General features: G+C 66.6%; 21 protein-coding genes and 1 pseudogene. 11 read left to right on the top strand and 11 right to left on the bottom strand.

Going from position 1 to position 23,824, the window contains the following annotated elements:
* Window positions 1–35 precede the first annotated feature (35 nt).
* From ACTTAG_RS08360 to ACTTAG_RS08350, 3 genes are all read right to left on the bottom strand, one after another.
* Window positions 36–815 (bottom strand): ATP-binding cassette domain-containing protein, encoded by a 780-nt coding sequence (locus ACTTAG_RS08360; protein WP_444465038.1) that lies wholly within the window; start codon window positions 813–815, stop codon window positions 36–38.
* On the bottom strand, window positions 812–1,885 hold the full coding sequence (locus ACTTAG_RS08355; protein WP_444465037.1) for an ABC transporter permease: 1,074 nt from the start codon (window positions 1,883–1,885) through the stop codon (window positions 812–814). Before ACTTAG_RS08355 ends, ACTTAG_RS08360 begins: the two co-directional genes overlap by 4 nt.
* 67 nt (window positions 1,886–1,952) lie before the next feature.
* Window positions 1,953–2,969 (bottom strand): sugar ABC transporter substrate-binding protein, encoded by a 1,017-nt coding sequence (locus ACTTAG_RS08350; protein ID WP_444465036.1) that lies wholly within the window; start codon window positions 2,967–2,969, stop codon window positions 1,953–1,955.
* 179 nt (window positions 2,970–3,148) lie between these two features.
* On the opposite strand from ACTTAG_RS08350, the gene ACTTAG_RS08345 reads away from it, so the two are divergent.
* From ACTTAG_RS08345 to feoB, 10 genes are all read left to right on the top strand, one after another.
* Window positions 3,149–3,820, top strand: a complete 672-nt coding sequence (locus ACTTAG_RS08345) for an HAD family hydrolase (RefSeq protein ID WP_444465035.1) — start codon at window positions 3,149–3,151, stop codon at window positions 3,818–3,820.
* Between the two features lie 3 nt (window positions 3,821–3,823).
* Complete coding sequence (locus tag ACTTAG_RS08340) at window positions 3,824–4,768, top strand: sugar-binding transcriptional regulator (protein WP_444465034.1); 945 nt, start codon at window positions 3,824–3,826, stop codon at window positions 4,766–4,768.
* A gap of 136 nt (window positions 4,769–4,904) precedes the next feature.
* Window positions 4,905–6,218, top strand: a complete 1,314-nt coding sequence (locus ACTTAG_RS08335; protein ID WP_444465033.1) for an ABC transporter substrate-binding protein — start codon at window positions 4,905–4,907, stop codon at window positions 6,216–6,218.
* A gap of 157 nt (window positions 6,219–6,375) precedes the next feature.
* Window positions 6,376–7,248 (top strand): carbohydrate ABC transporter permease, encoded by an 873-nt coding sequence (locus ACTTAG_RS08330; RefSeq protein WP_444465032.1) that lies wholly within the window; start codon window positions 6,376–6,378, stop codon window positions 7,246–7,248.
* Between the two features lie 3 nt (window positions 7,249–7,251).
* Entirely contained in the window at window positions 7,252–8,082 is an 831-nt protein-coding gene (locus ACTTAG_RS08325) for a carbohydrate ABC transporter permease (protein WP_444465031.1), read from the top strand.
* Window positions 8,083–8,091: 9 nt separating this feature from the next.
* On the top strand, window positions 8,092–9,090 hold the full coding sequence (locus ACTTAG_RS08320; protein WP_444465030.1) for an ABC transporter ATP-binding protein: 999 nt from the start codon (window positions 8,092–8,094) through the stop codon (window positions 9,088–9,090).
* A complete protein-coding gene (locus tag ACTTAG_RS08315) occupies window positions 9,087–9,848 on the top strand; it encodes an L-iditol 2-dehydrogenase (RefSeq protein ID WP_444465029.1) in 762 nt (253 codons plus the stop codon). The genes ACTTAG_RS08320 and ACTTAG_RS08315 overlap by 4 nt, the downstream gene beginning before the upstream one ends.
* A gap of 3 nt (window positions 9,849–9,851) precedes the next feature.
* Entirely contained in the window at window positions 9,852–11,318 is a 1,467-nt protein-coding gene (locus ACTTAG_RS08310) for a mannitol dehydrogenase family protein (RefSeq protein WP_444465028.1), read from the top strand.
* A gap of 434 nt (window positions 11,319–11,752) precedes the next feature.
* Window positions 11,753–12,052 (top strand): FeoA family protein, encoded by a 300-nt coding sequence (locus ACTTAG_RS08305; RefSeq protein ID WP_444465027.1) that lies wholly within the window; start codon window positions 11,753–11,755, stop codon window positions 12,050–12,052.
* 5 nt (window positions 12,053–12,057) lie between these two features.
* Complete coding sequence (gene feoB, locus ACTTAG_RS08300; protein WP_444465026.1) at window positions 12,058–13,923, top strand: ferrous iron transporter B; 1,866 nt, start codon at window positions 12,058–12,060, stop codon at window positions 13,921–13,923.
* 18 nt (window positions 13,924–13,941) lie between these two features.
* On the opposite strand, the gene ACTTAG_RS08295 is transcribed toward feoB, so the two are convergent.
* Both ACTTAG_RS08295 and ACTTAG_RS08290 read right to left on the bottom strand, forming a co-directional pair.
* On the bottom strand, window positions 13,942–15,234 hold the full coding sequence (locus ACTTAG_RS08295; protein ID WP_444465025.1) for a calcium-binding protein: 1,293 nt from the start codon (window positions 15,232–15,234) through the stop codon (window positions 13,942–13,944).
* Window positions 15,235–15,312: 78 nt separating this feature from the next.
* Window positions 15,313–15,801: an ureidoglycolate lyase gene (locus ACTTAG_RS08290; protein WP_444465217.1), complete on the bottom strand. Its 489-nt coding sequence runs from the start codon at window positions 15,799–15,801 to the stop codon at window positions 15,313–15,315.
* A gap of 133 nt (window positions 15,802–15,934) precedes the next feature.
* On the opposite strand from ACTTAG_RS08290, the gene ACTTAG_RS08285 reads away from it, so the two are divergent.
* On the top strand, window positions 15,935–17,173 hold the full coding sequence (locus ACTTAG_RS08285) for a urate hydroxylase PuuD (RefSeq protein ID WP_444465024.1): 1,239 nt from the start codon (window positions 15,935–15,937) through the stop codon (window positions 17,171–17,173).
* A gap of 229 nt (window positions 17,174–17,402) precedes the next feature.
* On the opposite strand, the gene ACTTAG_RS08280 is transcribed toward ACTTAG_RS08285, so the two are convergent.
* The 6 genes and pseudogenes from ACTTAG_RS08280 to ACTTAG_RS08255 all read right to left on the bottom strand — a co-directional run bounded on the left by ACTTAG_RS08280 (window position 17,403) and on the right by ACTTAG_RS08255 (window position 23,789).
* Window positions 17,403–18,710: a cobyrinate a,c-diamide synthase gene (locus ACTTAG_RS08280; RefSeq protein ID WP_444465023.1), complete on the bottom strand. Its 1,308-nt coding sequence runs from the start codon at window positions 18,708–18,710 to the stop codon at window positions 17,403–17,405.
* Window positions 18,707–21,199, bottom strand: a pseudogene (tcuA, locus tag ACTTAG_RS08275) (FAD-dependent tricarballylate dehydrogenase TcuA). The gene ACTTAG_RS08280 and the pseudogene tcuA overlap by 4 nt, the downstream one beginning before the upstream one ends.
* A gap of 40 nt (window positions 21,200–21,239) precedes the next feature.
* Window positions 21,240–22,082, bottom strand: coding sequence for an energy-coupling factor ABC transporter ATP-binding protein (locus ACTTAG_RS08270; protein WP_444465022.1), 843 nt, complete (start codon window positions 22,080–22,082; stop codon window positions 21,240–21,242).
* Window positions 22,079–22,813, bottom strand: coding sequence for a cobalt ECF transporter T component CbiQ (gene cbiQ / locus ACTTAG_RS08265; protein ID WP_444465021.1), 735 nt, complete (start codon window positions 22,811–22,813; stop codon window positions 22,079–22,081). The genes ACTTAG_RS08270 and cbiQ overlap by 4 nt, the downstream gene beginning before the upstream one ends.
* Window positions 22,810–23,121: an energy-coupling factor ABC transporter substrate-binding protein gene (locus ACTTAG_RS08260; protein WP_444465020.1), complete on the bottom strand. Its 312-nt coding sequence runs from the start codon at window positions 23,119–23,121 to the stop codon at window positions 22,810–22,812. Before ACTTAG_RS08260 ends, cbiQ begins: the two co-directional genes overlap by 4 nt.
* The gene (locus ACTTAG_RS08255; RefSeq protein WP_444465019.1) at window positions 23,121–23,789 is read right to left on the bottom strand and encodes an energy-coupling factor ABC transporter permease; all 669 of its coding nucleotides are present in this window, start codon (window positions 23,787–23,789) and stop codon (window positions 23,121–23,123) included. Before ACTTAG_RS08255 ends, ACTTAG_RS08260 begins: the two co-directional genes overlap by 1 nt.
* Between the last annotated feature and the right edge of the window lie 35 nt (window positions 23,790–23,824).

The raw sequence follows: 23,824 nt of genomic DNA, 5'->3' as shown, positions 1-23,824 counted from the left end.
CCCCCGGGCAAGGCCGATGCTTTTTGTCGCAGGGCTCAGGCGGCCTCGGCCCCCTCGGGCGCCTTGGCCCCGGTCATCAGCGCCACCGCATCCGACATCGAATGGCTTTTCGGGTCGATCACGCACAACCGCCGCCCCAGACGGTGGATATGGATGCGGTCGGCGACCTCGAAGACATGCGGCATGTTGTGGGAAATCAGGATGATGGGAATTCCGCGGGCCTTGACGTCCAGGATCAGCTCCAGCACGCGGCGGCTTTCCTTCACCCCCAGCGCGGCGGTGGGTTCATCGAGGATGATCACCTTGGAGCCGAAGGCCGCCGCCCGCGCCACCGCGACGCCCTGTCGCTGCCCGCCCGAGAGCGTCTCGACCGTCTGGTCGATGTTCTGGATCGTCATCAGGCCCAGCTCCGACAGCTTTTCCCGCGCGAAGGCCCGCATCCGGCCGTGATCCAGCGCCCTAAACAGGCTGCCCGCGATCCCGGGTTTGCGCAGCTCGCGGCCCATGAACATGTTGTCCACGATCGAGAGCGCAGGCGAGAGCGCCAGCGTCTGGTAGACGGTGGCGATCCCGGCCTCTTGCGCCTGCATCGGCGAAGCGAAGCGAACGGGGGCACCATCGAGCCGGATCTCTCCGGCATCCGGTTGCACTGCGCCGCACAATGCCTTGATCAGCGTCGATTTTCCGGCGCCGTTATCGCCGATGACGGCAAGGATCTCGCCCGGCATCAGGTCGAAATCGGCGTGATCCAAAGCAGTGACCTTGCCATAGCGCTTGACCAGCCCGCGGGCGGTCAGAATGGGTTCGGGGCTCATTGCGACACCTTCCTGATCCATTGGTCGATTGCGACCGCGACGATGATCAGCCAGCCGATGGCGAAAACCTGCCAGAGCACATCGACATTGGCGAGCCGCAGCCCGGATTGAAACACCCCCACGATCAGGGCGCCAAAAAGCGCCCCAAGGATCGAGCCGCGCCCGCCGAACAGCGAAATCCCCCCCACGACGACCGCGGTGATGGATTGCAGGTTGCCCTCGTAAAACGACTGCGGGCTGATCGAGCCGACCCGCCCGATCGAGGCCCAGGCGGCCAGCGCGCAGATGAAGCCCGACAGGCCATAGACCGACAGAAGCACCCGGTCGGCCTGGATGCCCGCTAGTTCGGCCGCCTCCTTGTCGTCGCCCACCGCATAGACATGGCGGCCCCAGGCGGTCTTGTTCAGCATGTACCACAGCGCCAGAAAGACCGCGATCATCAGAAGCGAGCCATAGGTGATCTTCGCGCCGGCAAAGGCGAAGCCCTCGCCCCAGAATTTGAGCAGCGGCGCCGCCTTGTCGATGTCCTGACTGCGGATCGACTGCGCGCCGGACAGCCACAGGTTGAGCGAGAAAAAGATCGACCAGGTGCCAAGCGTGGTGATGAAGGGCGGCAGCTTGATCCGGGTGATCAGAAAGCCGTTCGCCAGCCCCGCCGCCGCGCCGCCCGCAAAGGCGACCACCAGCGCCAGCACCGAGGGCACACCCATGTAAACCGCCAGATTGCCCGCGATCACCGACATCAGCACCATGATCGCCGCCACCGACAGGTCGATCCCCGCCGTCAGCACGATCAGCGATTGCGCCGCCGCCAGAATCCCGATGATCGAGACCTGTTGCAGGATCAGCGACAGGTTCAGCGCCGAAAAGAACCGCCCCCCCGCAATGATGCCGAAAACCGCGATCGCCGCGACCAGAACGATCACCGGCACCATCGTCGGATTGCCATGCAACAGATGCTGCAGCCGCTCGACCGGGCCGCGCGTCGCGGTCTCGAACACCGCCACGCGCCGGTCGCTCGCCTCCAGCGCCTGTTCGAACTCCTGTCCCTTGCGGGCCGTTTCGGTCATGCTCATCCCTCCCCCAGATGCGAAAGAGGCGGTGACCCGCCTCTTTCCCGGTCTCAGCCGTGGCGGCTCAGCCCCAGCACTGTTTCAGCGCCTCCTCGGAGGTGATCGAGGGGATGCCCTCGATCGGGCTGTCGGTGACCAGCGTCACGCCGGTGTTGTAGAAATCGAGCCCCTCGGTATTGACGGGTTTGGTGCCGTCCTTGGCAAAGGCGGCGATCGCCTCGATGCCCTTGGAGGCCATCAGAAGCGGGAATTGCATCGAGGTGGCGCCGATCACGCCGTCCTTGACGTTCTGCACACCCGGGCAGCCACCGTCGACCGAGACGATCAGCGCCTGTTTTTCCAGACCGACCGCCTTGAGCGCCTCATAGGCGCCCGCCGCGGCGGGTTCGTTGATCGTATAGACGAGGTTCACGCCGCTGTCCTTTTGCAGCAGGTTCTCCATCGCGGTGCGCCCGCCCTCTTCGTTGCCGTTCGTCACGTCATTGCCGACGATGCGGGCGTCGTCTTCATCGCCGATGTCCTTCGGGTCCTTGATGTCGACGCCGAAGCCCTGCAAGAACCCCTGATCGCGCAGATAATCGACCGACACTTCCGAGGCGTTCAGATCAAGCAGCGCGATCTTCGCCCCCGAGGTGTCCCCCATCTTGCCCGCCGCCCATTTGCCGATCAGCTCGCCCGCCAGAAAATTGTCGGTGGCAAAGGTCGCATCGGCCGCGTCGGCGGGTTCAAACGGCGTATCAAGCGCAATCACCAGCACCCCCGCCTCGCGCGCCTTGCCCACCACCGGCGCCAGCGCGCGGCTGTCGGAGGGCGTGATCAGAATTCCCTTCGCCCCGCCCGCGATGCAGCTTTCGACCGCGGCGATCTGCGTTTCCACATCGCCGTCGATCTTGCCCGCATAGGTCGAGAGCGCAATTCCCATCTCGGCCGCCTTGGCGCTGGCCCCTTCCTTCATCTTGACGAAAAAGGGGTTGGTGTCGGTCTTGGTGACCAGACAGGCCCCGGTCTCGGCGGCGGCGGACTGGCCAAGGGCGGCAAAAGCAAAGGCAGAGGCCCCCAGCAGGGCCAGTTTGCGCATCATCACGGTCTCTCCTCCCGTCTTTCTGTCGGCCCCTCCTCCGGGGCTCGGGCGAACTTTGGGCCGAGTCGCCGCCCCGGTCAATAGATAACTCACGTTGATTTATTATCCGATAGCGCAATCATTCCGCCCCTTTTCGCCGCGCCGCGAAGCCGATAGGCTGCACGGCAGAAGGAGGCGCCATGTTCGACCTGATCATCTTCGACTGCGACGGCGTGCTGATCGACAGCGAAATCATCTCGGCGCAGATGCTGATTGCCGAACTCGCGCAAAATGGCGTGACGATCGACCTTGATTATGTGGCGACGCATTTTCTGGGCCGGTCCTATCCGATGGTGCTGCAGCAGGTGCGGCGCGATTTCGCGCTGGATCTGCCCGCGGATTTCGAGATCCGCTACCGCGAACGGCTGCTCGCCGCCTTTGAACGCGACATGCAGGTGATGCCCGGGGTGACCGCGCTGCTCGACCGCCTTGCCCTGCCCTGGTGCGTCGCGACCTCCTCAAGCCGCCCGCGGGCGGAAAGATCGCTTGAAATTGCCGATCTTTCCCAAAGGGTTGGAAGCCGTCTTTACACCGCAAGCCAGGTCGAACGGGGCAAGCCCGCGCCCGATCTCTTTTTTCTGGCGGCGCGGGAGATGGGCACCGATCCGGCCCGCTGTCTGGTGATCGAGGACAGCCTGAACGGCATCCGGGCGGGGCTTGCCGCGGGGATGACGGTCTGGCGCTTCACCGGCGGCAGCCATCTGCGCGGGCGCGATCTGACCCCGCCCGGGGATGCCCGCCCCGCCCTTGATTTCGATGATTTCGCCCGGTTCGAAACGCTGCTGCCCGGGTCGCTGCACCCGAGGAGCTGACCCATGACCGAGCCCGAGATCTCGCCCCAGGACGAAGCCGCCCGCGCGGGCTGGCTTTACTATGTCGGCGGGCTGACCCAGGATCAGGTGGCGGCCGAACTGGGCGTCTCGCGCCAGCGGGCGCAGCGGCTGGTGGCGCGGGCGATGGCCGATGGCCTCGTGCATGTACGGCTGGAACACAAGATTTCCGCCTGTCTCGATCTGGAAGGCGCGCTGACCCGCCGCTTCGGGCTGCAACTGGCGCGCGTCGTGCCCGCCCTGCCCGCAGGCGTCGATACCGCCCGCGGCACCGCCCCCGCCGCGGCGCAGCTGCTGGAGCGCTACCTGGCCCAGCCCGAGCCGCTGATCATCGCCTTCGGAACCGGCCGCTCGCTCTCGGCGATGGCGGCCGAGGTGATCCGCACCCCGCTTGCCCCCCATCGCATCGTCTCGCTGATTTCGAACATCGCGCCCGACGGCTCGGCCAGCTTCTATGACGTGATCCTGCGCATGGCCGACAAGCTGCAGCTGCCGCATTACCCGATGCTGGTTCCGGTCATCACCGACACGATTGCCGAACGCGCGCTTTTCAACGCCTTGCGCCCGGTGCAGGCGGTGATGGAACTGGCAGCGAAAGCCGATGTCACCTTCGTCGGCATCGGCCAGATGAACGACGAGGCCCCGCTGTTCAAGGACGGCTTCATCACCCGCGCCCAACACGAGGATTTGCAGCAGGCGGGCGCCGTGGGCGAGATCGTCGGCGGCATTTTCGACGCCGAGGGCCGCTACATCGACACCGAGACGACGCGGCTGATCGGCTCGTTCCGGATTCCCGCAGAGCGCGAACAGCCGGTGATCGGCATTGCCGCGGGCGCGTCAAAACTCCCCGCGATCCGGGCCGCGCTGCGGGGGCGGCTGGTCAACGGCCTTGTCACCGACGAATCGACCGCCCGGGCGCTGCTGGCCTGAGTGCTTCGCAAACTGCACGGAAAACGTCGCAACTGCCCCATTTGACGCCCGAAAATTTCGTCGTTGACAGAGGCGTGACCTTCTGTGAACATTTTCTCATTGGTTGGGCATTTGCTCACGCTCTGGGAGGAGAACCATGAAGATCACGATCCGGGCGCTGATGGGCGCCTGCGCGTTTGGCGCGCTTGCAACCGCTGCGTTTGCGGAAACCACCATCACCGTGGCCACGGTGAACAACGGCGACATGGTCCGGATGCAGGGCCTGATGGACGCGTTCTACGCGGCCAACCCCGATATCAAGGTCGAATGGGTGACGCTGGAAGAAAACGTGCTGCGCCAGAAGGTGACGACCGACATCGCCACCAAGGGCGGGCAGTATGACGTGATGACCATCGGCACCTATGAAGCGCCGATCTGGGGCAAGCAGGGCTGGCTTTTGCCGCTGGACTTCGACGCGGCCTATGATGTCGATGACCTTCTGCCCGCGATCCGGGGCGGTCTGACCGTCGATGGCAAGCTTTACGCCGCGCCCTTCTATGGCGAAAGCTCGATGATCATGTATCGCACCGACCTGATGGAAAAGGCCGGGCTGACCATGCCCGCCGAGCCCACCTGGGACGATGTGAAGGCCGCCGCGAAAGCGATGACCGACAAGGAAAACGAGATCTACGGCATCTGCCTGCGCGGCAAGGCGGGCTGGGGCGAGAACATGGCCTTCCTGAGCGCGATGGCGAACAGCTACGGCGCGAAATGGTTCGACATGGACTGGAAACCACAGTTCGACGGCGGGCCGTGGAAGGAAACGCTGACCGACTATCTCGATCTGATGACCAATTACGGGCCGCCCGGCGCCTCGAACAACGGCTTCAACGAGAATCTGGCGCTCTTCCAGCAGGGCCATTGCGGCATGTGGATTGACGCGACGGTGGCCGCGTCCTTCGTGACGAACCCCAAGGACAGCACCGTGGCCGATCATGTCGGCTTCGCGCTCGCCCCGAACAAGGCCGGTGTCGCCAAGCACGGCAACTGGCTCTGGGCCTGGAACCTCGCCATTCCGGCGGGCACGCAAAAGGCCGAGGCGGCGCTGAAATTCGTCGAATGGGCGACCTCGAAAGACTACACCGCCCTTGTGGCTTCGAAAGAGGGCTGGGCGAACGTGCCCCCGGGCACCCGCACTTCGCTTTATGAAAACCCGGAATACCAAAAGGTGCCCTTCGCGGCGATGACGCTGAATTCGATCAACGCGGCCGATCCGACGCAGCCCACCGTGGACCCGGTTCCCTATGTCGGCGTGCAATTCGTGGCGATCCCGGAATTCCAGGGCATCGGCACGGCGGTCGGGCAGCAATTCTCGGCCGCCCTTGCGGGCACCGCCTCGGCCGAGGATGCGCTGGCCGCGGCGCAGGCGCTGACCACGCGGGAAATGACCAAGGCCGGTTACATCAAGTAAGATCTGCCCGGGGTGCGGCCGTCCGGCAGCGCCCCGGAACGGAGGGGGCGGCCCCGGCCGTCCCCATCCGGTCGGGCCGGGCCAATCGCCCGACCGGCACCTTGGCGGGCGGCGTCCCGAGCCGCCCGCCCTTCCCCATCCCCTGCCGGAGCCGCCGATGTCCACGCAAGCCTCGCGCACCGCCGCCCGCCTGATGATCTCGCCCGCCGTTCTGTTGCTGCTGGGCTGGATGATCATCCCCCTTGCCATGACGCTGTGGTTTTCGATGCAGCGCTACAACCTGCTCATGCCCGGCATGGGCGGCTTCACCGGCTTCGACAATTACCGCTATTTCCTGACCGATCCGGCCTTCTTCGACGCGCTCGGGAACACGCTGACCCTTGTGCTGGGGGTGCTCGCCATCACCACGCTGGGCGGGCTGTTGCTGGCTTTGCTGCTGGATCAGCCCTTCTGGGGTCAGGGCATCGTGCGCGTCCTTGTCATCGCGCCCTTCTTCGTCATGCCCACCGTCTCGGCGCTGGTCTGGAAGAACATGTTCATGAACCCGGTGAATGGCGTCTTCGCCCATCTGGCGAAAAGCATCGGGCTGCAACCCTATGACTTCCTGTCACAATCGCCGCTTGCCTCGATCATCCTGATTGTCGCCTGGCAATGGCTGCCCTTTGCCACGCTGATCCTTTTGACCGCGTTGCAATCGCTGGACAGCGAGCAGCTGGAAGCGGCCGAGATGGACGGCGCCGGTCCCTTTGCGCGCTTCTTTCACGTCATGCTGCCGCATCTGGCCCGCGCCATCACCGTGGTGATCCTGATCCAGACGATCTTCCTTCTGTCCACCTTCGCGGAAATCCTTGTCACCACGAACGGCGGCCCCGGCACGGCTTCGACCACGCTCACCTATCTCGTCTACGTCCAGTCGCTGTTGCAATTCGACGTGGGTTCCGGCGCGGCGGGCGGCATCGTTGCGGTGATCCTTGCCAATATCGTTGCGATCTTCCTGATGCGGATGATCGGCAAGAACCTGGAGAATTGAGCCATGGCCCGCGCCGTCACCCCCCGCCGCAAGGCCCTTGTCACCGTTCTCGCCTGGACCATTGGCCTCGCGCTCTTCTTCCCGATCCTCTGGACGGTGATCCTCTCCTTCAAGACCGAGGGCGACGCCATCGCCGCGCCGCTTTCCGTGCTGACCTCGCCCTATACGCTCGAAAGCTACCATGTGGTGCAGGAGCGTTCGAACTATTTCCTGCATTTCTGGAATTCGGTCGTGATCTCGCTCGGCTCCACCCTGCTGGCGCTGGTCGTGGCGATCCCGGCCGCCTGGGCCATGGCCTTCGTGCCGGGGCCGAAGACGAAGGACCTTTTGATGTGGATGCTGTCGACCAAGATGATGCCCGCCGTGGGCGTTCTGGTGCCGATCTATCTGATCTTCCGCGATCTTGGCCTTCTCGACAGCCGCATCGGTCTGGTCGTCGTCTTGATGCTGATGAACCTGCCGATCGTGATCTGGATGCTTTACACCTATTTCCGCGAAATCCCGGGCGAAATCCTTGAGGCCGCGCGGATGGACGGGGCGACGCTGAAGGATGAACTCATCCATGTGCTGACGCCGATGGCCGTGCCCGGCATCGCCTCGACGCTGCTTTTGAACGTCATCCTCGCCTGGAACGAGGCCTTCTGGACGTTGCAGCTGACCACGTCGAAGGCCGCCCCCCTCACCACCTTCATCGCCGGCTATTCCAGCCCCGAAGGTCTTTTCTACGCAAAACTCTCTGCCGCCTCGACGCTGGCCATCGCACCGATCCTGATCCTTGGCTGGTTCAGCCAGAAACAGCTGGTGCGCGGCCTGACCTTCGGCGCGGTAAAGTAAGGAGCCATCATGGGTGAAATCGTCCTCAAGGGCGTGACGAAACGCTTCGGCGATGTCGAGGTGATCCCGCCGATCGACCTGACGATCCGCAACGGGGAATTCGTCGTCTTCGTCGGGCCTTCGGGCTGCGGGAAATCGACGCTTCTGCGGCTGATCGCGGGGCTCGAAGATGTCTCGGGCGGGGTGGTCGAGATCGACGGCCGCGATGCCACCGCAACCGCCCCCGCGGACCGTGGCCTTGCGATGGTGTTTCAAAGCTACGCGCTTTACCCGCATATGTCGGTGAAAAAGAACATCGCCTTTCCGCTGAAGATGGCGAAACTGCCCGCGGCGGAAATCGAGGCCAAGGTGCAGGCGGCGGCCAAAGTCTTGAACCTGACCGCCTATCTGGATCGCAAGCCGGGGCAGCTCTCGGGCGGGCAGCGCCAGCGCGTCGCCATCGGCCGCGCCATCGTGCGCAACCCGCAGGCCTTCCTGTTCGACGAACCGCTGTCGAATCTTGACGCCGCGTTGCGGGTGAACATGCGGCTCGAAATCTCGGAACTGCACCACACGCTGAAGACGACGATGATCTATGTGACCCATGATCAGGTGGAAGCCATGACCATGGCCGACAAGATCGTGGTCTTGCAGGCGGGCCGGATCGAACAGGTTGGCAGCCCGCTCGACCTTTACCGCACGCCAAGGAACCGCTTCGTCGCGGGCTTCATCGGCTCGCCGAAGATGAACTTCATCGAAGGGGCCGAGGCGGCGAAACACGGCGCCCACGCCATCGGCATCCGCCCCGAACATATCCGGATCTCGACGACCGAGGGGATGTGGCAGGGCACCGTGGGCGTCTCGGAACATCTGGGCTCGGACACCTTCCTGCATGTGACGACAGAGCACGGGCTGATCAACGTCCGCGCGGGCGGCGAGGTCGGGTTGCACCACGGCGACCGCGTTTTCCTCAGCCCGGACATGGGCCAGCTGCACCGTTTCGACAAGGAAGGATGGACTTTGACATGAGACTTCAGGGCAAACGGGCCCTCATCACCGGCGCCGCGCGCGGCATCGGGCGGGTCTTTGCGGAAAGCTACCTGCGCGAGGGCGCGCATGTCACCATCGGCGACATCAACCTTGAGGGCGCGCAAAAAACCGCCGCGGAAATCGGCTGCGCGGCGGTGCATCTGGATGTGACCAATCAAGCCAGCATCGACGCCGCGATGGCCATGATGCGGGCAGGCGGCGGCATCGACATCCTGATCAACAACGCCGCGATCTTCACCGCAGCGCCGATCGACGAGATCACCCGGCAAGATTACGACCGCGTCTTCGCGATCAACGTTGCAGGCACGCTTTTCACCCTGCAAGCGGCGGCAAAGGAAATGATCGCCCAAGGCCGCGGTGGCAAGATCATCAACATGGCCTCTCAGGCCGGGCGTCGCGGCGAAAGCCTTGTCGCGGTCTATTGCGCCTCGAAAGCCGCGGTGATCAGCCTGACCCAATCGGCCGGGCTGAACCTGATCGCGCATGGCATCAACGTCAACGCCATCGCGCCCGGCGTGGTCGATGGGGAACATTGGGACGGCGTCGACGCCTTCTTTGCGAAATACGAACACAAACCCTTGGGCCAGAAGAAGAAAGAGGTCGGCGCCTCGGTCCCCTTCGGGCGCATGGGCACTGCCGCGGACCTCACCGGCATGGCGATTTTCCTTGCCACCTCCGAGGCCGATTACATCGTCGCCCAGACGTATAACGTCGATGGCGGCAACTGGATGAGCTGAAAAATGACCCTCTCGAACGCGACCCTTTCCGCCCTGCCCGTCCCCGTCGCCGCGCCGCGCTATGACCGGTCGAACCTGACGCCCGGCATCGTCCATATCGGGCTTGGCAACTTCCACCGCGCGCATCAGGCGGTCTATCTCGATGACCTATTCAACCTCGGCGAGGGGCACGACTGGGCGCTGATCGGCGCCGGTGTCCGCGCCCCCGATGCCGCGATGCGCGAGACGCTTCTGGCGCAGGATTGCCTGTCCTCGGTGATCGAGCTTGCCCCGGGCGCCCATTCCGCCCGCGTGATCGGCGCGATGGTGGATTTCGTCGAGGTTCAGCCCGGCAATGCGGCGCTGATCGCCACGATGGCGCGGCCGGAAATCCGCATCGTCAGCCTGACCGTGACCGAGGGCGGCTATTACATCGACCCGAACACGGGCACCTTCAGCCCCGATCACCCCGACATTCAGGCCGATGCCGCGAACCCGGGGGCGCCCGACACTGCCTTCGGCGCGATCATCGCCGCGCTGAAGGCCCGCCGCGCCGCGGGCATCGCCCCCTTCACCGTGATGTGCTGCGACAACGTCCCCCATAACGGCACCGTCACCCGCGATGCGGTGGTGGGGCTGGCCCGGCTGTCCGACCCCGAACTGGCCGAGTGGCTCCATGCCTCGGTCGCCTTCCCGAATTCGATGGTCGACCGGATCACCCCGGCCACCGGGGATCGTGAACGGGCGATGGCCGCCGATCTCGGCCTTGACGATGCCGCCCCCGTCACCTGCGAAACCTTCCGGCAATGGGTGATCGAGGACACCTTCCCCGCGGGCCGCCCCGCGCTCGAAAAGGTCGGCGTCACCTTCACGCCGCATGTCGACAAGTTCGAGACGATGAAGATCCGCATCCTGAACGGCGGTCATGCGATCATCGCCTATCCGGGCGGGCTGGCCGATATTTCCTTCGTGCACGAGGCGATGGCCGATCCGCAGATCCGCGCCTTTCTGAACCGGGTGCTGACGGCCGAGGTGCTGCCCATCGTGCCGCCGGTCCCGGGGCAGGATCTGAACGATTACAAGGCCCTGATCATCGAGCGGTTCTCGAACCCCGAGGTGGCCGATACGGTGCGCAGGCTTTGCCTCGACGGCTCGAACCGGCAGCCGAAGTTCATCATCCCCTCGATCCGCGACCGCATCGCGACGGGCGGCAGCTTCGAGGGGCTCGTGCTGCTCTCGGCGCTCTGGTGCCGCTACTGCTTTGGGACGACGGAAAGCGGCGCGGCGATCGCGCCGAATGACCCGAACTGGGACCGTCTGACGGAAGTCGCGCAAGCCGCGAAAGAACGCCCGGCCGCCTGGCTTGAGATGGAAGACATCTATGCCGAGGTCGGACGCAACCCGGCGGTGATCGACAGCTTCACCACGGCATTGAAAGCAATCTGGGCCCGCGGGTCGCGCGCGGTGATCGCGGATTATCTGGGGCAATAGCTCTCCTCACGCTCCGCCCCGGAAAAGGCGGCCCCGCTCCCTCCCGGGCGGGGCCGCCTTGATCTGCAGACATGTTTCGCCTCGGCGGGGCCGACGCGACCCGCGCGGGGGCTCCGCCCCCGCACCCCCGGCGTATTTGCACCAAGAAGAAACAGCGGCTTGCCCGGATGGCCTGTCTTCACCGCGCAGCGAAAGCCGAACCGCCCCCCTTTCACCTTGGCTCAAATATCCCGGGGGTCCGGGGGCGGAGCCCCCGGCGGGTCGCCTCGGGCGAAGCCCGAGGCGAAACACGCCCCCCCGAACGACTTGCGACCGCCTGTCGCGCAAAAGCCCGGCCAGGCAAGACGGCTATAACTTGACCCTTCGGAGCGGGTTGGGAATGATCGCCCGACGCCAGGCGGGGATCTTCCCGACTCAGCCCAAGGACCGCAGTGATGTTGAACACGCCCGACCTTCCGCAGCCCACCGCGGGTCCGCTGGCCGAACATCGGCCGCTCGGGCAGATGCACAAGGGCTATTCGGGACATGTCTTTCACATCGCCGCCGCGGATCATTCCGCCAGCCTGCCCGCCGCCGAAATGGAACGGCGGCTGATCGAACTGGGCTTCGTCGAGGGCGCCAGGGTCACGATCCTGCACGAGGGCCTGTTCGGCCGCGACCCGATCGCCGTGCGGGTCAACGGCAGCACCGTCGCGCTGCGCCGCCGCGAGGCGATGGCCATTTTCGTGTCCTGACCCCGATGCCCGAGCTGTTCCGCCTCGCCCTTGTCGGGCCGCCCAATTGCGGCAAGACCTCGCTGTTCAACGCGCTCACCGGCGCGCGGCAAAAGGTCGGCAACTATGCCGGCGTCACCGTCGAGCGCAAGGTCGGCCTGTTCACCACGCCCGACGCCCGGCGCATCGAGCTGACCGACCTGCCCGGCACGCACAGCCTACGCGCGCGCAGCCCCGACGAGGCGGTGACCCGCGATGTCGTTCTGGGCCGCCATCCGGCCGAGCCCGCGCCGCAGCTGATGCTGGTCGTCGTCGATGCCGTTGCGCCGCGCTCGGGGCTGCGGCTCGCGATGGAGCTGGTCGCGACCGGCCTGCCGATGATCGTCGTGCTGAACATGATCGACATCGCCCGGCACCGGAAGATCGGGATCGACCACGCCGCGCTGCAAGAGGAACTGGGCGTGCCTGTCGTCACCTCGACCGCGGTGCGCAAGGGCGGGCTCGATGCGCTTCTGGCCACGCTGGACGCGACGCTCGCCGAGGGCATGCCCGAGGCCGGACCGAACCTTTGGGCGCCGCCCGACGCGGCCGATCTGCGGCTCAGCCACCGCGCCGCCGACCGGCTGATCGCCCGCGCCGTGACCCTGCCGCCCGAACATGACACGCTGACCCACCGCATCGACCGGCTGCTTCTGCATCCGGTCTTCGGGCTGGTCTTCCTGCTCGGGCTGCTGTTCGGGATGTTTCAGGCCGTGTTCAGCGGCGCCGCTCCGGTGATGGATCTGATCGACACCGCCTTCGCCGCCAGCGCCGATCTGATCCGCGCCCATGTCCCCGAGGGGCTGGTGCAAAGTTTCCTTGTCGATGCGGTGATCGGCGGCGTCGGCGGGGTGGTGATCTTCCTGCCGCAGATCGTGATCCTGTTCCTGTTCATCCTGCTTCTGGAAGATCTGGGCTACATGGCGCGGGCGGCCTTTTTGATGGACCGGATCATGGGCGGCGCGGGGCTGCATGGCCGGGCCTTCATCCCGCTTCTGTCCTCTTTCGCCTGCGCCATTCCCGGCATCATGGCGACGCGCGTCATCGACAATCCGCGCGACCGCATCACCACGATCCTCGTCGCGCCGCTGATGACCTGTTCGGCCCGCATCCCGGTCTATACGCTGATCATCTCGGCCTTCATTCCGGCGCGCAAGGTGGCGGGCATCTTCAGCCTGCAAGGGCTTGTGATGTTTGGACTTTACGGGGCAGGCATCGTCTCTGCCCTCGCCGTTTCGGCGCTTGCCAAATTCCTGTTCGCGCGCGGCGAACGCACGCCGCCCTTCATGCTTGATCTGCCCGATTACAAGGTGCCGCAACTGCGCTCGGTGGCGATCGGGCTTTGGACCCGCGCCTCGGCCTTCCTGAAACGGGCGGGCACGACGATCTTCCTGATGACCGTGGTGATCTGGCTGCTGGCCAGCTTCCCGCAACCGCCCGCGGGCGCCACCGAACCGGCGATCCTTTACAGCTTTGCCGCCGATATCGGCCAGTTCCTCGAACCGGTTCTGGCGCCGATCGGGTTCAGCTGGCAGATGGCGGTGGCGATCGTCCCCGCCATGGCCGCGCGCGAGATCGCCGTGGCCGGGCTTGCCACCGTCTATGCGGTGTCCGAGGGCGGCGGCGAGGCGGTGCTGGCCACGCTTCTGGCCAGCCAATGGAGCCTGGCCACCGCGCTGTCCTTTCTGGTGTGGTTCATCTTCGCGCCGCAATGCCTTTCGACGCTGGCGGTGATCCGGCGCGAAACCGGATCGGGCAAATGGATGTGGGTGACGATCATCTACATGTTCGCGCTGGCCTGGGGGGCCTGTTTCGTTACCTATCACCTGGCCCGCGCGTTGGGGGCGGGCTGAGCCCGGCCCCGGCCGGTCTCAGGGCATGATGTCCAGGGTCATGCCGTTCACATTGACCAGGATCGACGCCGGAAGGGCGGTGTCGGTCAGGATGCAGACGATGTTCATCGTCATCATGTCGCGGATTTCGACGTCGGCGATCATATCCGAACCGAAACCGGGAATGATACCGCTCGACACCATGAGGAAGCCGTGATTGGTCATCGGATTGGTGATCTCGATCACATCGCCATCGGCCGCGACATAATCGAGGATCTGATCGAATTGCAATTCCATCATGGCGTTGCTGAAGACGAACGTATCCGCCCCGATGCCGCCAGTCAGGATATCATTGTCAAGGCCGCCCGACAGGATGTCATCGCCCGCACCGCCATAAAGCGTGTCGTTCCCCGCTTCGCCCAGAAGCGTATCGAAGTCGGCGCCCCCATTGATCTCATCGGCGTCGTCGCCACCGCTGAGCGAATCCGCGCCCGTCGCGCCGATGATCGTGTCGGCCCCGGCCCCGCCCAGGATCGTGTCGGCATCCGTGCCGCCAAGCAGCGAATCCGCCCCGGCGCCACCGTCGATCCAGTCGGCATCCGCGCCGCCCATCAGTTGATCGGCACCATCGCCACCGGTGATCGAATCGGACCCGGCAAGCCCGTAGACCAGATCGTCATCCGCCCCGGCATCGACGGTGTCATCGCCCGAGCCGCACCAGATCTGGTCGGCGCCCGTGTGACCCAGAAGCGAATCCGCCCCCTCGCCGCCGCGCAGGGAATCGTCGCCCGCCCCGGCATAAACGGTGTCATTTCCCGTCCCGGCGGTGATCGTATCGGCGCCATTGGCCGACATCACCATGTCATCGCCCGCCCCGGTGCGCAGCAGATCATCGCCATCGCCGCTCCAGAACTGGTCGGCCGAGGCGGCGCCGATCATTTCCACCCGAAAGCTCCAGTCGTTCGAGCCAAGGACATTCGCATGGTTGCCCATGACGAAACGCATGAATTCGATGTCGTCGGACAGGACCAACTCGACCCCGGCGCAGGACACGACCTCGAGGATCGGGGCAAAGGGGTCCATCATGTCCATCTCGGTATCGAAAGCGACCGCCGCCCCCAGGCTGCGGAAATTCAGCGTCAGCGCATCATTGCCATCCCCGCCCGACAGCGTGTAACGCCCCGTCGCGCCCAGCCGGTTCATCTCCCAGGTCTCATCATCCGCCGTTCCCGAAATCGTCCCGAAGGGCGTGCGCAGAACCGGCGCGTGCAGGGGCGCAGAAAGCTGCGCCGAAACCGTGAAGAGCGGGGCAGAACGAAAGTCACGCGACATGAAGCACCTGTCTGAGGGAACCGACCTTCCCCAGAGCTACCGCAAGACCCTTGAGGAAGCCTTAAGCCACATCGGCGATCACGGCGCCTCGACCAGCACCGCAGGCGCCAGCGGGTATTCCTCAAGATTGGTCCCCGGCCCGATCCGGTCCACCACGGCATAGCGTCCGGGCGCGCCGATCGGCGCCAGAACCCCGTGCCAGGTGTTGCGCAAGAGGTTCACCCCCTGCCCCGGCCTTGTCAGAAAAGCGCGCAGGTTCATGGGCTTGCCCGCATGATCTTCGGCCACGCAGACCAGAAACGGCACGCCATCGAGCGGCAGGAAGGCCTGCGATCCCAGCGGATGACGCTCGAGCAGATCGAGAGAATAGGGCAGTGCCCGCGCCTCGGCCTCGAAGAGCGAAATCCCCGCCCGGCCCTCGGCGTCGAAAGACAGCCGCGCCAGATCGTGATGGCGCCCGCACAGCCCCGCATTGATCAGCCGGTCGGGCGGCCCCAGCACGTCGATCAGATCGCCGAAAGGCCGAAAGGCCTCGGCCGTCAGGGGCTCTATCGCCAGCCGTTCCATCCCATCCTCCGCAGCCATTTCCGCCCAGAAAAGGCGCAAAATCAGGCAAGTGCAAGGGGGCGACGCGGCGGCGTCGCTTTTGCGCTGGAGGCGGCGCCCCCGCCCCGCTAGCCTGAGCCCAAAGGAGACGCGCATGGATGCTGCACTGATCTGGGACTGGGCCACCTTTGCGATGCGCTGGCTGCATGTCGTGACCGCCATCGCCTGGATCGGCTCGTCCTTCTATTTCATCGCGCTCGATCTGGGGCTGCGCCAAGCCCCCGATCTGCCCAAGGGCGCGGCGGGCGAGGAATGGCAGGTGCATGGCGGCGGTTTTTACCACATCCGCAAATATCTGGTCGCCCCCGCGCGCATGCCCGAGCATCTGACCTGGTTCAAATGGGAAAGCTACGCCACATGGCTTTCGGGCGCGGCGATGCTGATCCTGGTTTACTGGCACCGGGCGGATCTGTTCCTGATCGACCCCGCCAAGGTCGCCTGGGAGCCCTGGCAGGGGATGGCGATTTCGGCGGCCTCGCTGACCTTGGGCTGGCTGATCTATGATGCCGCCTGCAAGTCGCCTTTGGGCAATTATCCGGCGGCTTTCATGGCGCTTTTGCTGGTGGCGCTGACCGCCATGGCCTGGGGCTATGGGCAGATCTTCACCGACCGGGCGGCCTTCCTGCATCTGGGCGCCTATACCGCCACGATAATGACGGCGAATGTGTTTCTGATCATCATTCCGAACCAGAAGATCGTGGTGGCCGACTTGATGGCGGGGCGCGCCCCCGATCCGAAATATGGGAAAATCGCCAAGCTGCGCTCGATGCACAACAATTACCTGACGCTGCCGGTGGTGTTCTTCATGCTGTCGAACCATGCGCCCTTGGCCTTTGCGACGGCCTGGGCCTGGGTGATTGCCGCGCTCGTCTTCCTGATGGGGGTGACGATCCGGCATTGGTTCAACAGCCGCCATGCCCGCAAGCCTGCGCCCTATTGGACGATCCCGGCGACTTTGCTGCTGTTTGGCCTTTGTGTCTGGCTTTCGACCCTCGGCCCGAAGGACGCCCCCGAGGAAGAGGCCGCGCTTTCGGGCCCCGCGCTGCAGTTCGCGCAGGCCCCGGGGTTTGAGGAGGTGGCAGGTCTTGTGACCGCGCATTGCGCCATGTGCCACACGCGCGAACCGGCTTACGAGGGGATTTTGGCCGCGCCCAAGGGTCTGATCCTCGACACGCCCGAGGCGGTGGCGCGGGCGGCCGAGCCCGTCTTCATCTTCGCCGGGCTGACCGCGGCGATGCCGCCCGGGGCGGCGAATTTCATGACGCCCGAGGACCGCGCCGCGATCCGCGCCTGGTATCGGGCCGCGGCGGACGCGAAGCTGGCGCAGAACTGACCGGGTTTCGGGCGGAAAAGGAAAGGCATCGCCTTTCCCCGCCCGTCAGAGAGCCCGCTGCGGCACAACCGTTTCCCCAAGCGATACGGAAGGCCAGCGCCTGCCCCGGCGGGCGAGAAGCGCCCGCCATGGGCGGGGCGGGCGCTGGCCGGCGGCCTTTAGGCCGCGGCCTGACAAGGGGACATGTTTCGCGTGACCTCGGCGATGGCCTCGGTCATGGACAGAGCAGTTACCCCGCGATCAGATGGAAGAAGCTGCCCGTCACATGGCCTCGCACAGATCCGGTCTCGGGCACCGGATGGCCCGCCGCATCGGTGACCTTGGCCAAGGGTGCATCGGGTTGATCCAGAATCGTCGAATAATGGAACTCGTGCCCGTAAAGCCTTGATCCCGGGCCATATCCCGGCAAAGGTGCCAGCAGATCCGCGCGCCGATAGCCCAGATGCAGGCGTCGCTTTTCGTAACTGGTGACCAGCCCCAGAAGCCCGGTCATCGCATGCGCCGTGCCCTCGGCATCGACGAGCGACGCCCCCAGAACCATGTAGCCGCCGCATTCGCCATGCACCGGGCGGGTTTCGGCAAAGGCCCGCAGCCCCTCCTTGAAGCGCCCCGCCGCCGCAATCCGCCCCGCGTGCAATTCGGGGTAGCCACCCGGCAGCCAGCACAGATCGGCCGTCATGTCCGGGGCCTCGTCGGAAAGCGGCGAAAACGGCAGGACCGTCGCCCCCGCCCGCCGCCAGGCCTCCAGCATATGCGGGTAAACGAAGGAAAAGGCGGCATCGCGGGCCAGCGCGATCCGCCCCGCGGGCGGCGCGGACCAGTCCCCCGAACCCGGCGCCGGGCCGGACCCCGCCGCCGCCAGCAGCGCCTGCAGATCCACATGCGCGGCGACGAATTCGGCCAGCGCCTCCAGCGTCGCCTCCAGCCCCGCCTGTTCCTCGGCCTGCACCAGACCCAGATGCCGCTCGGGCAGGCTCAGATCCGCCCGGCGCGGCAGGGCCCCCAGAACGCGCAGGCCCAGCCGGTCCATCTCGGCGCGGATCATCGCCTCGTGCCGCGGGCTCGCGACATGGTTCAGGATCACCCCCGCCAGCGGCGGCGCCTCGGGGTGGCGGGCAAAGCCAAGCGCGGTCGCCGCCGCCGATTGCCCCTGCCCCTTCACATCCAGCACCAGAACGACGGGCCAGCCAAACATCCGCGCGATTTCGGAACTGGCGCCGCGCCCGGACCGGCCCGGATCGGGCGGGCCATCGTAAAGCCCCATCGCGCCTTCGAAAATCACCAGATCGGCGCCCGCCGCCTGCCCCGCCAGCGCGTCCAGCTGCGGCCGGTCCATCGCCCAGCCATCCAGATTGAAACTGGCCCGCCCGGCCGCGGCGGCGTGAAAGGCCGGGTCGATATAGTCGGGGCCATTCTTGAAGGGCTGCACGCGCAGCCCCCGCCGGGTGAAGGCGCGCAACAGCCCCAGCGTCAGCGTCGTCTTGCCCGAACCCGAGGCGGGGGCGGCAATCGCAAGACCCTTCGGTCCCTCGTTCATCTTTCCCCTCCCGTCCGGACGCGCCCTGATGCGGCCTCGGCCCGGGCCTTGTCAAGTTGCCCCCTGTCAAGCGCCCGCCCCCGCGCCTCGGCCGCGGCGCGGATCAGCGAGATCAGCCGCCAGCCGCCATGCGAGAGCTTGCCGAAGGGCAGGCAAAGCACCGCCCCCGCGACCGCGCCCAGATGCAGCGCCAGCAAAAGACCCATCGCCTGCGTGTCGCGCAGCACCAGAAGCACCAGCCCCGTGCCTGCCAGAACCGCCAGTTGCAGGCGAAGGAAGCGGTCCGACCGTGCCATCGCGACCGTCTTCAGCGGATCGCGGCGCAAGGACATCAACGCAAGCCCCGCCAGCATCGCAACGCCGCCCGATGTGCCCAGGATCACCGGCGCACTGAGCCAGGGATAGGGCGCGGGCTGCCCCGCGACATGCAGAAAGAACCCGGCGACGGTGGCAAGGAAAGTCAGCCCGAAACCGCCCGCCAGAAGATGATGCGCAAACCGGCGCAGCCGACCGGCGGGGCCTGCCCGATCCTCGCAATCCCCAAGGTTGCGCAGGCGCAGCGCCTCGGCCAGACCCGCGCGCAAGGCGGGCCCATCGACCGGCACCGGGCCGCGGCCCGCGCGCCAGAACAGCGCCAGCCGCAGCGCCAGCCCCAGCGCCGCAAGGCCCATCACCGCCCCCGTCGCCCCGGCCATCACCGGATGCGGGATCAGCGCGTAAAAGGCGCCGGGGCCGGTATGGCTGGCAAAGACCCGATCAAGCGGCTGCAGGATCAGCAGCAGAAGCGGCGGCAGCAGGCAGCAAAGCGCAAACAGCGCCTGCGCCGGGCGCAAAGGCTCGCGGTAGTCGGCGCGGCGAAGCTCGGACAGCGTCGCGGGCAGGTTCACCGCGAAGGCATGCGGGGCGGCATATTGGCAATCATGCAGGCAGGACCGGCAATCGTGGCACAGATGCGCCAGATGGCGCAGATCGCCCGTAGCAAGGTTCGGGCGCCCCTGCGCGGCCGGGAAAACGGCGCAAAGCCCGGTGCAGAAGCCGCAGCTGTTGCACAGGTTCAGCGCCCGTTTGGCCTCGGCCAAGGGCTCGGGCGCGGGCGCAAGCGGGATCGGGTTTGGCGGCAGCGGCTGCGGCTGTGAGCGGACCTTGGGGGCAAGCTTTGCCGCCGCGCGCCCGGCGATGCGGCCGAAGACGGCGGCAATGGTCAGCCCCGCGCCCGAGAGATAGCCCTGCCCCAGGATCGCCCCGCAAATATTTGTTCCGGCTGCGAAAAGCCGCGGGGTGACGGCAGAGGCCAGACGCACCCGGGCCGAGGCATCCACCACCAGCCCGTAGCGGGTGAAGCCGATGCCGGGGATCATCGGCAGCGCGTGAAAGGGGGCGACCAGCGGCGCCATCACCCCCGTGCGCGGCGGATCCAGCGGGGCACTTAGCGTTTCCGCCAGCCCCGCAGGGTCGATGCCACAGAGCGCCGCCAAAGCCTCGGGGCTTTCGGCGCACAGCGGCGGATAGGCCATCGGCGGCAGCTTTTGCGCAGCCTCCGCGTCAAGGATGATCCAGGCGCGGGGATCGGGACGGGCCAGCATCTTGCGCGCCCAGACCGAATGGCGCTCGGGGCCCTTCGCCGCGCCTTCATCGGCAAAGCGGCGGCCATCGGCGCCGACGACAATGCCGTGCTGCATCCCGTCTACCCGGCTGACGATGCCCGCATCGTGACCGGGCGCGCGCGGATCGACGGCGACGACATGGCCATCGCCGGGCTGCCCCGCCGCCAGCGCGCCCTGCGCCAGCGCCTGCAAAAGCAGGCCGCCCAGCTGTTCGGGGGTGCCGCGGTTGGCGATATGATCGGCGCGGGGGCCATGCGTTTGTGCCAGCCAGTCGCGGTTCGCCCCAAGCCCGCCCGAAGCCAGAACCAGCGCCTGTGTGGTGATCCGATCGGCGCCGACCGTGACCACCAGCGGGCCCTGATGCGCGGGATCAAAAAGCCTCGGGCGGCAGCTGATCCAGCGTCATCCCGGCGCGGATATCGACGCCCAGCCCCCGCGCCCGGGCCAGAAGCGCATTCGTCAGCGCCTGCCCGCCGCCACGCAAAAAGACGGTGCGGCGGGAATAGGGAAGGTTTCCGTCCGCCCAAGGTTCCAGCCGCACGCCCTGCGCCAGAAGCCAGTCGGCCAGATCGCGCGAGCCTTCGGCCAAAGCCTCGGCCAGCGCGGGATCGCCCGCGCCGACGCGCAGCAGATCGCGGGTGAATTCCGCGGCCGGGTAGCTGTCGCGCTGAAACGGTGTCTCAGCGTCCGAAGCCACACGGATGTTGCGCCCGTGCCTTGCGTTGCCGCCAAGTCGCGCGGGCGGCGCGGCATCGAGCACAAGGACCGAGGCGCCCCCCCGGGCCGCCTCGATCGCAGCGCAAAGCCCGGCCAGCCCCGCGCCGATGACAAGGACGCCGACCGAGGCGGGCAAGGGCATTGGGGGGGGGCGGGCGTCTGATCCATGGCGGCAGGGTAACGCAAGGCGCGGGCAAGGAAAACCGGGCTAACGCCGGGTCCAGCCCGCCATCTGCGCCGCAAATGCGTCGCGGGTTTTCGGCAGCGGTGCTTCGGGTGCGAGAAGGCCCAGATCGCGCGCCGAAAGCGCCAGGTCGATCACCAGGGGCGGGCGCAGGCCCACCTGTGCCAGCGTCGCGCGGTCCGACAGCACCGCCTCGGCCGTCCCCTCGGCCAGAACGCGACCGGCGCGGAACAGCGCCACCCGGTCGGCCAAAGCGGCGGCAAGCTCCACATCATGGGTGGAAAAGACCAGCGTCATGCCCGCCGCCCGCAGCCCGCCGAGCAGGGCCAGCAGCTGGTCCGATCCGGCCTCGTCCAGACCTGCGGTGGGTTCATCGAGCAGCAGCACCTCGGGGCGCATCGCCACGGCCCCGGCAATCGCCACCCGCCGCTTCTGTCCGCCCGAAAGCATATGGGTCGGCCGGTCGCGCAGATCGGAAATCGACAGCGCCGCAAGGGCGTCTTCGACCCGGGCGCGGGCCTCGGGCTCGGAGAGGCCAAGGTTCAAGGGCCCGAAAGAGACATCCTCAAAGACCGTCGCGGCGAACAGCTGGTCGTCGGCGTCTTGCAGCACAAGACCGACGCGGCGGCGCCAGTCGGTCAGATCCTTGCGGGAATGGCCGGTGGCGGTGCCGCCCAGCAGCACCCGCCCCGATTGCGGGCGCAACGTGCCGTTCAGATGCAAAAGCAGCGTCGATTTCCCGGCGCCATTCGGGCCAAGGATGGCCAGGCTTTCGCCCTTCGGCACGGCAAGCGACAGATCATCAAGCGCCTTCACGCCGCCCGGAAATTCATAGCTCAGGGCCTCGGCGGCAAGGATGGCGATCACAGCAGAACTCCGGCCGCAAGGATCACCGCTTGCAGGGTCACGATCAGGCCCAGCACGCGGGGCGAGGCGGCGGGCCGGGTCGACAGCACCCGCATCTCGCCCTGCCAGTTGCGCGCCGCAAGGCCGGTTTCGAGACGCCGGGCCCGGGCGAGCGCGCGCGGCAAAAGCGCCGCGATCACCTGCGCGGTCGACCGCAACCAGCGCCGCCGGGTGGCATGGCCAAGCCGGGCGCGCTGCGCGGTGGTCATCGCCGCGGCTTCCTCGGCCAGAATGAACACAAAGCGATAGGTCAGCAGCGCGATCTCGATCAGCTCGGCGGGCACGCGCAGCCGCCGCAGGCCGGACAGAAGATCGGCCGCGGGCGTGGTGGTGGCGAGGAACAAAAGGCAGCAGGTCGCGGCACTGGCGCGCAGGATCAAAGCGGCGGCCTTGGCGGGGCCGTCAGGCGCAAGGCCGATGCCCCCGGGGCCGATCTGGATCAGCAGCACCGCCGCCCCGGTGGCCAGAAACCCCAGCGGCAGCACCGCGACCGAGGCCCAGAAGCGCAGCGGCACCCGGGCGCCCAGAAAGGTGAAGGAAAGGATCGCCCCCGTGACCAGAACCGCCCCGGGAAAGGGCGGCACGGTCACGGCAAGGGCCAGAAAACCAAGACCGATCAGGCTTTTCTCGGCCAGCGGGCGGTTGCGCCAATGGCCTTGCGCAGCGACCCGATCGATCGTGGCGATGCTCATTCGGCGGGGAACCCCCGGGGGGCAGGGGCGTCTTCTGCGCGGGCCTTGGCGGCGCCCTGACGGCGCCCGATCACCAGACCCACGACAAAGGCGCCAATCGCCGCCTGCAGCGCGAAGAAGAGGCTTTCGACCTCGCCGCTTGGCGGTTCCCAGAGCGGATCGGCCCAAGGGGCAAAGCCCGGCACGGTGGTCTCGATCAGCTCGGCCGCCTGCCCGTCGGCACCGCCGAATTCCCCGCCCATCAGAAGCGGCACCACCACCAGCGCGACGGTTCCCGCCAGCAGCCACAACGTCCGTTTGCAGACCATCAGCGTGCCTCCCCGGCCAGAATGCGCAATTTGTCTTCATCATCGACCTTGCCCGCCAGGGCATCGACGACGATCACGGTCAAAAAGCCCTCGGCAATGGCAAGCGGGATCTGCGTCAGCGCGAAGACCGAGCCGAATTTCACCGCCGCGCCGATGAAGCCCGAGGCCGGGTCCGGATAGGCCAGCGCCAGCTGCAGCGAGGTGGTCACATAGGTCGCCAGATCGCCAAGACAGGCGGCCAGAAACACCGCGACGGCCATCGAGGCCCCGGCCTTGCCCGCCAGCTTGTAGACGGCCCAGGCCACCCAGGGCCCGACGATCGCCATCGAAAAGGCATTGGCGCCCAGCGTCGTCAACCCGCCATGGGCGAGCAGAAGCGCCTGAAACAACAGCACGATCACCCCAAGCACCGCCATGACCGAGGGGCCGAAGACGACCGCGCCCAGCCCGGTGCCGGTCGGATGCGAGCACGAGCCGGTGACGGACGGAATTTTCAGCGCCGAGAGCACGAAGGCAAAGGCGCCGGAAGCGGCAAGGGTCATCCGGGCCTCGGGGCGCTCGGCGACGATGTTGCGGATTTTCACCGCGCCCGCGACGACAAAGGGGGCGGCGGCAAGGGACCAGCCAATGGCATGGGTGACGGGCAGATAGCCCTCCATGATATGCATGCGAACAACTCCACATCGAACGCGCCGCTTTCGGA

Source organism: Rhodobacter capsulatus (assembly GCF_052363185.1).
GTDB classification, from domain to species: domain Bacteria; phylum Pseudomonadota; class Alphaproteobacteria; order Rhodobacterales; family Rhodobacteraceae; genus Rhodobacter; species Rhodobacter capsulatus_E.
This window is presented reverse-complemented; position numbering and strand designations above follow the sequence as displayed.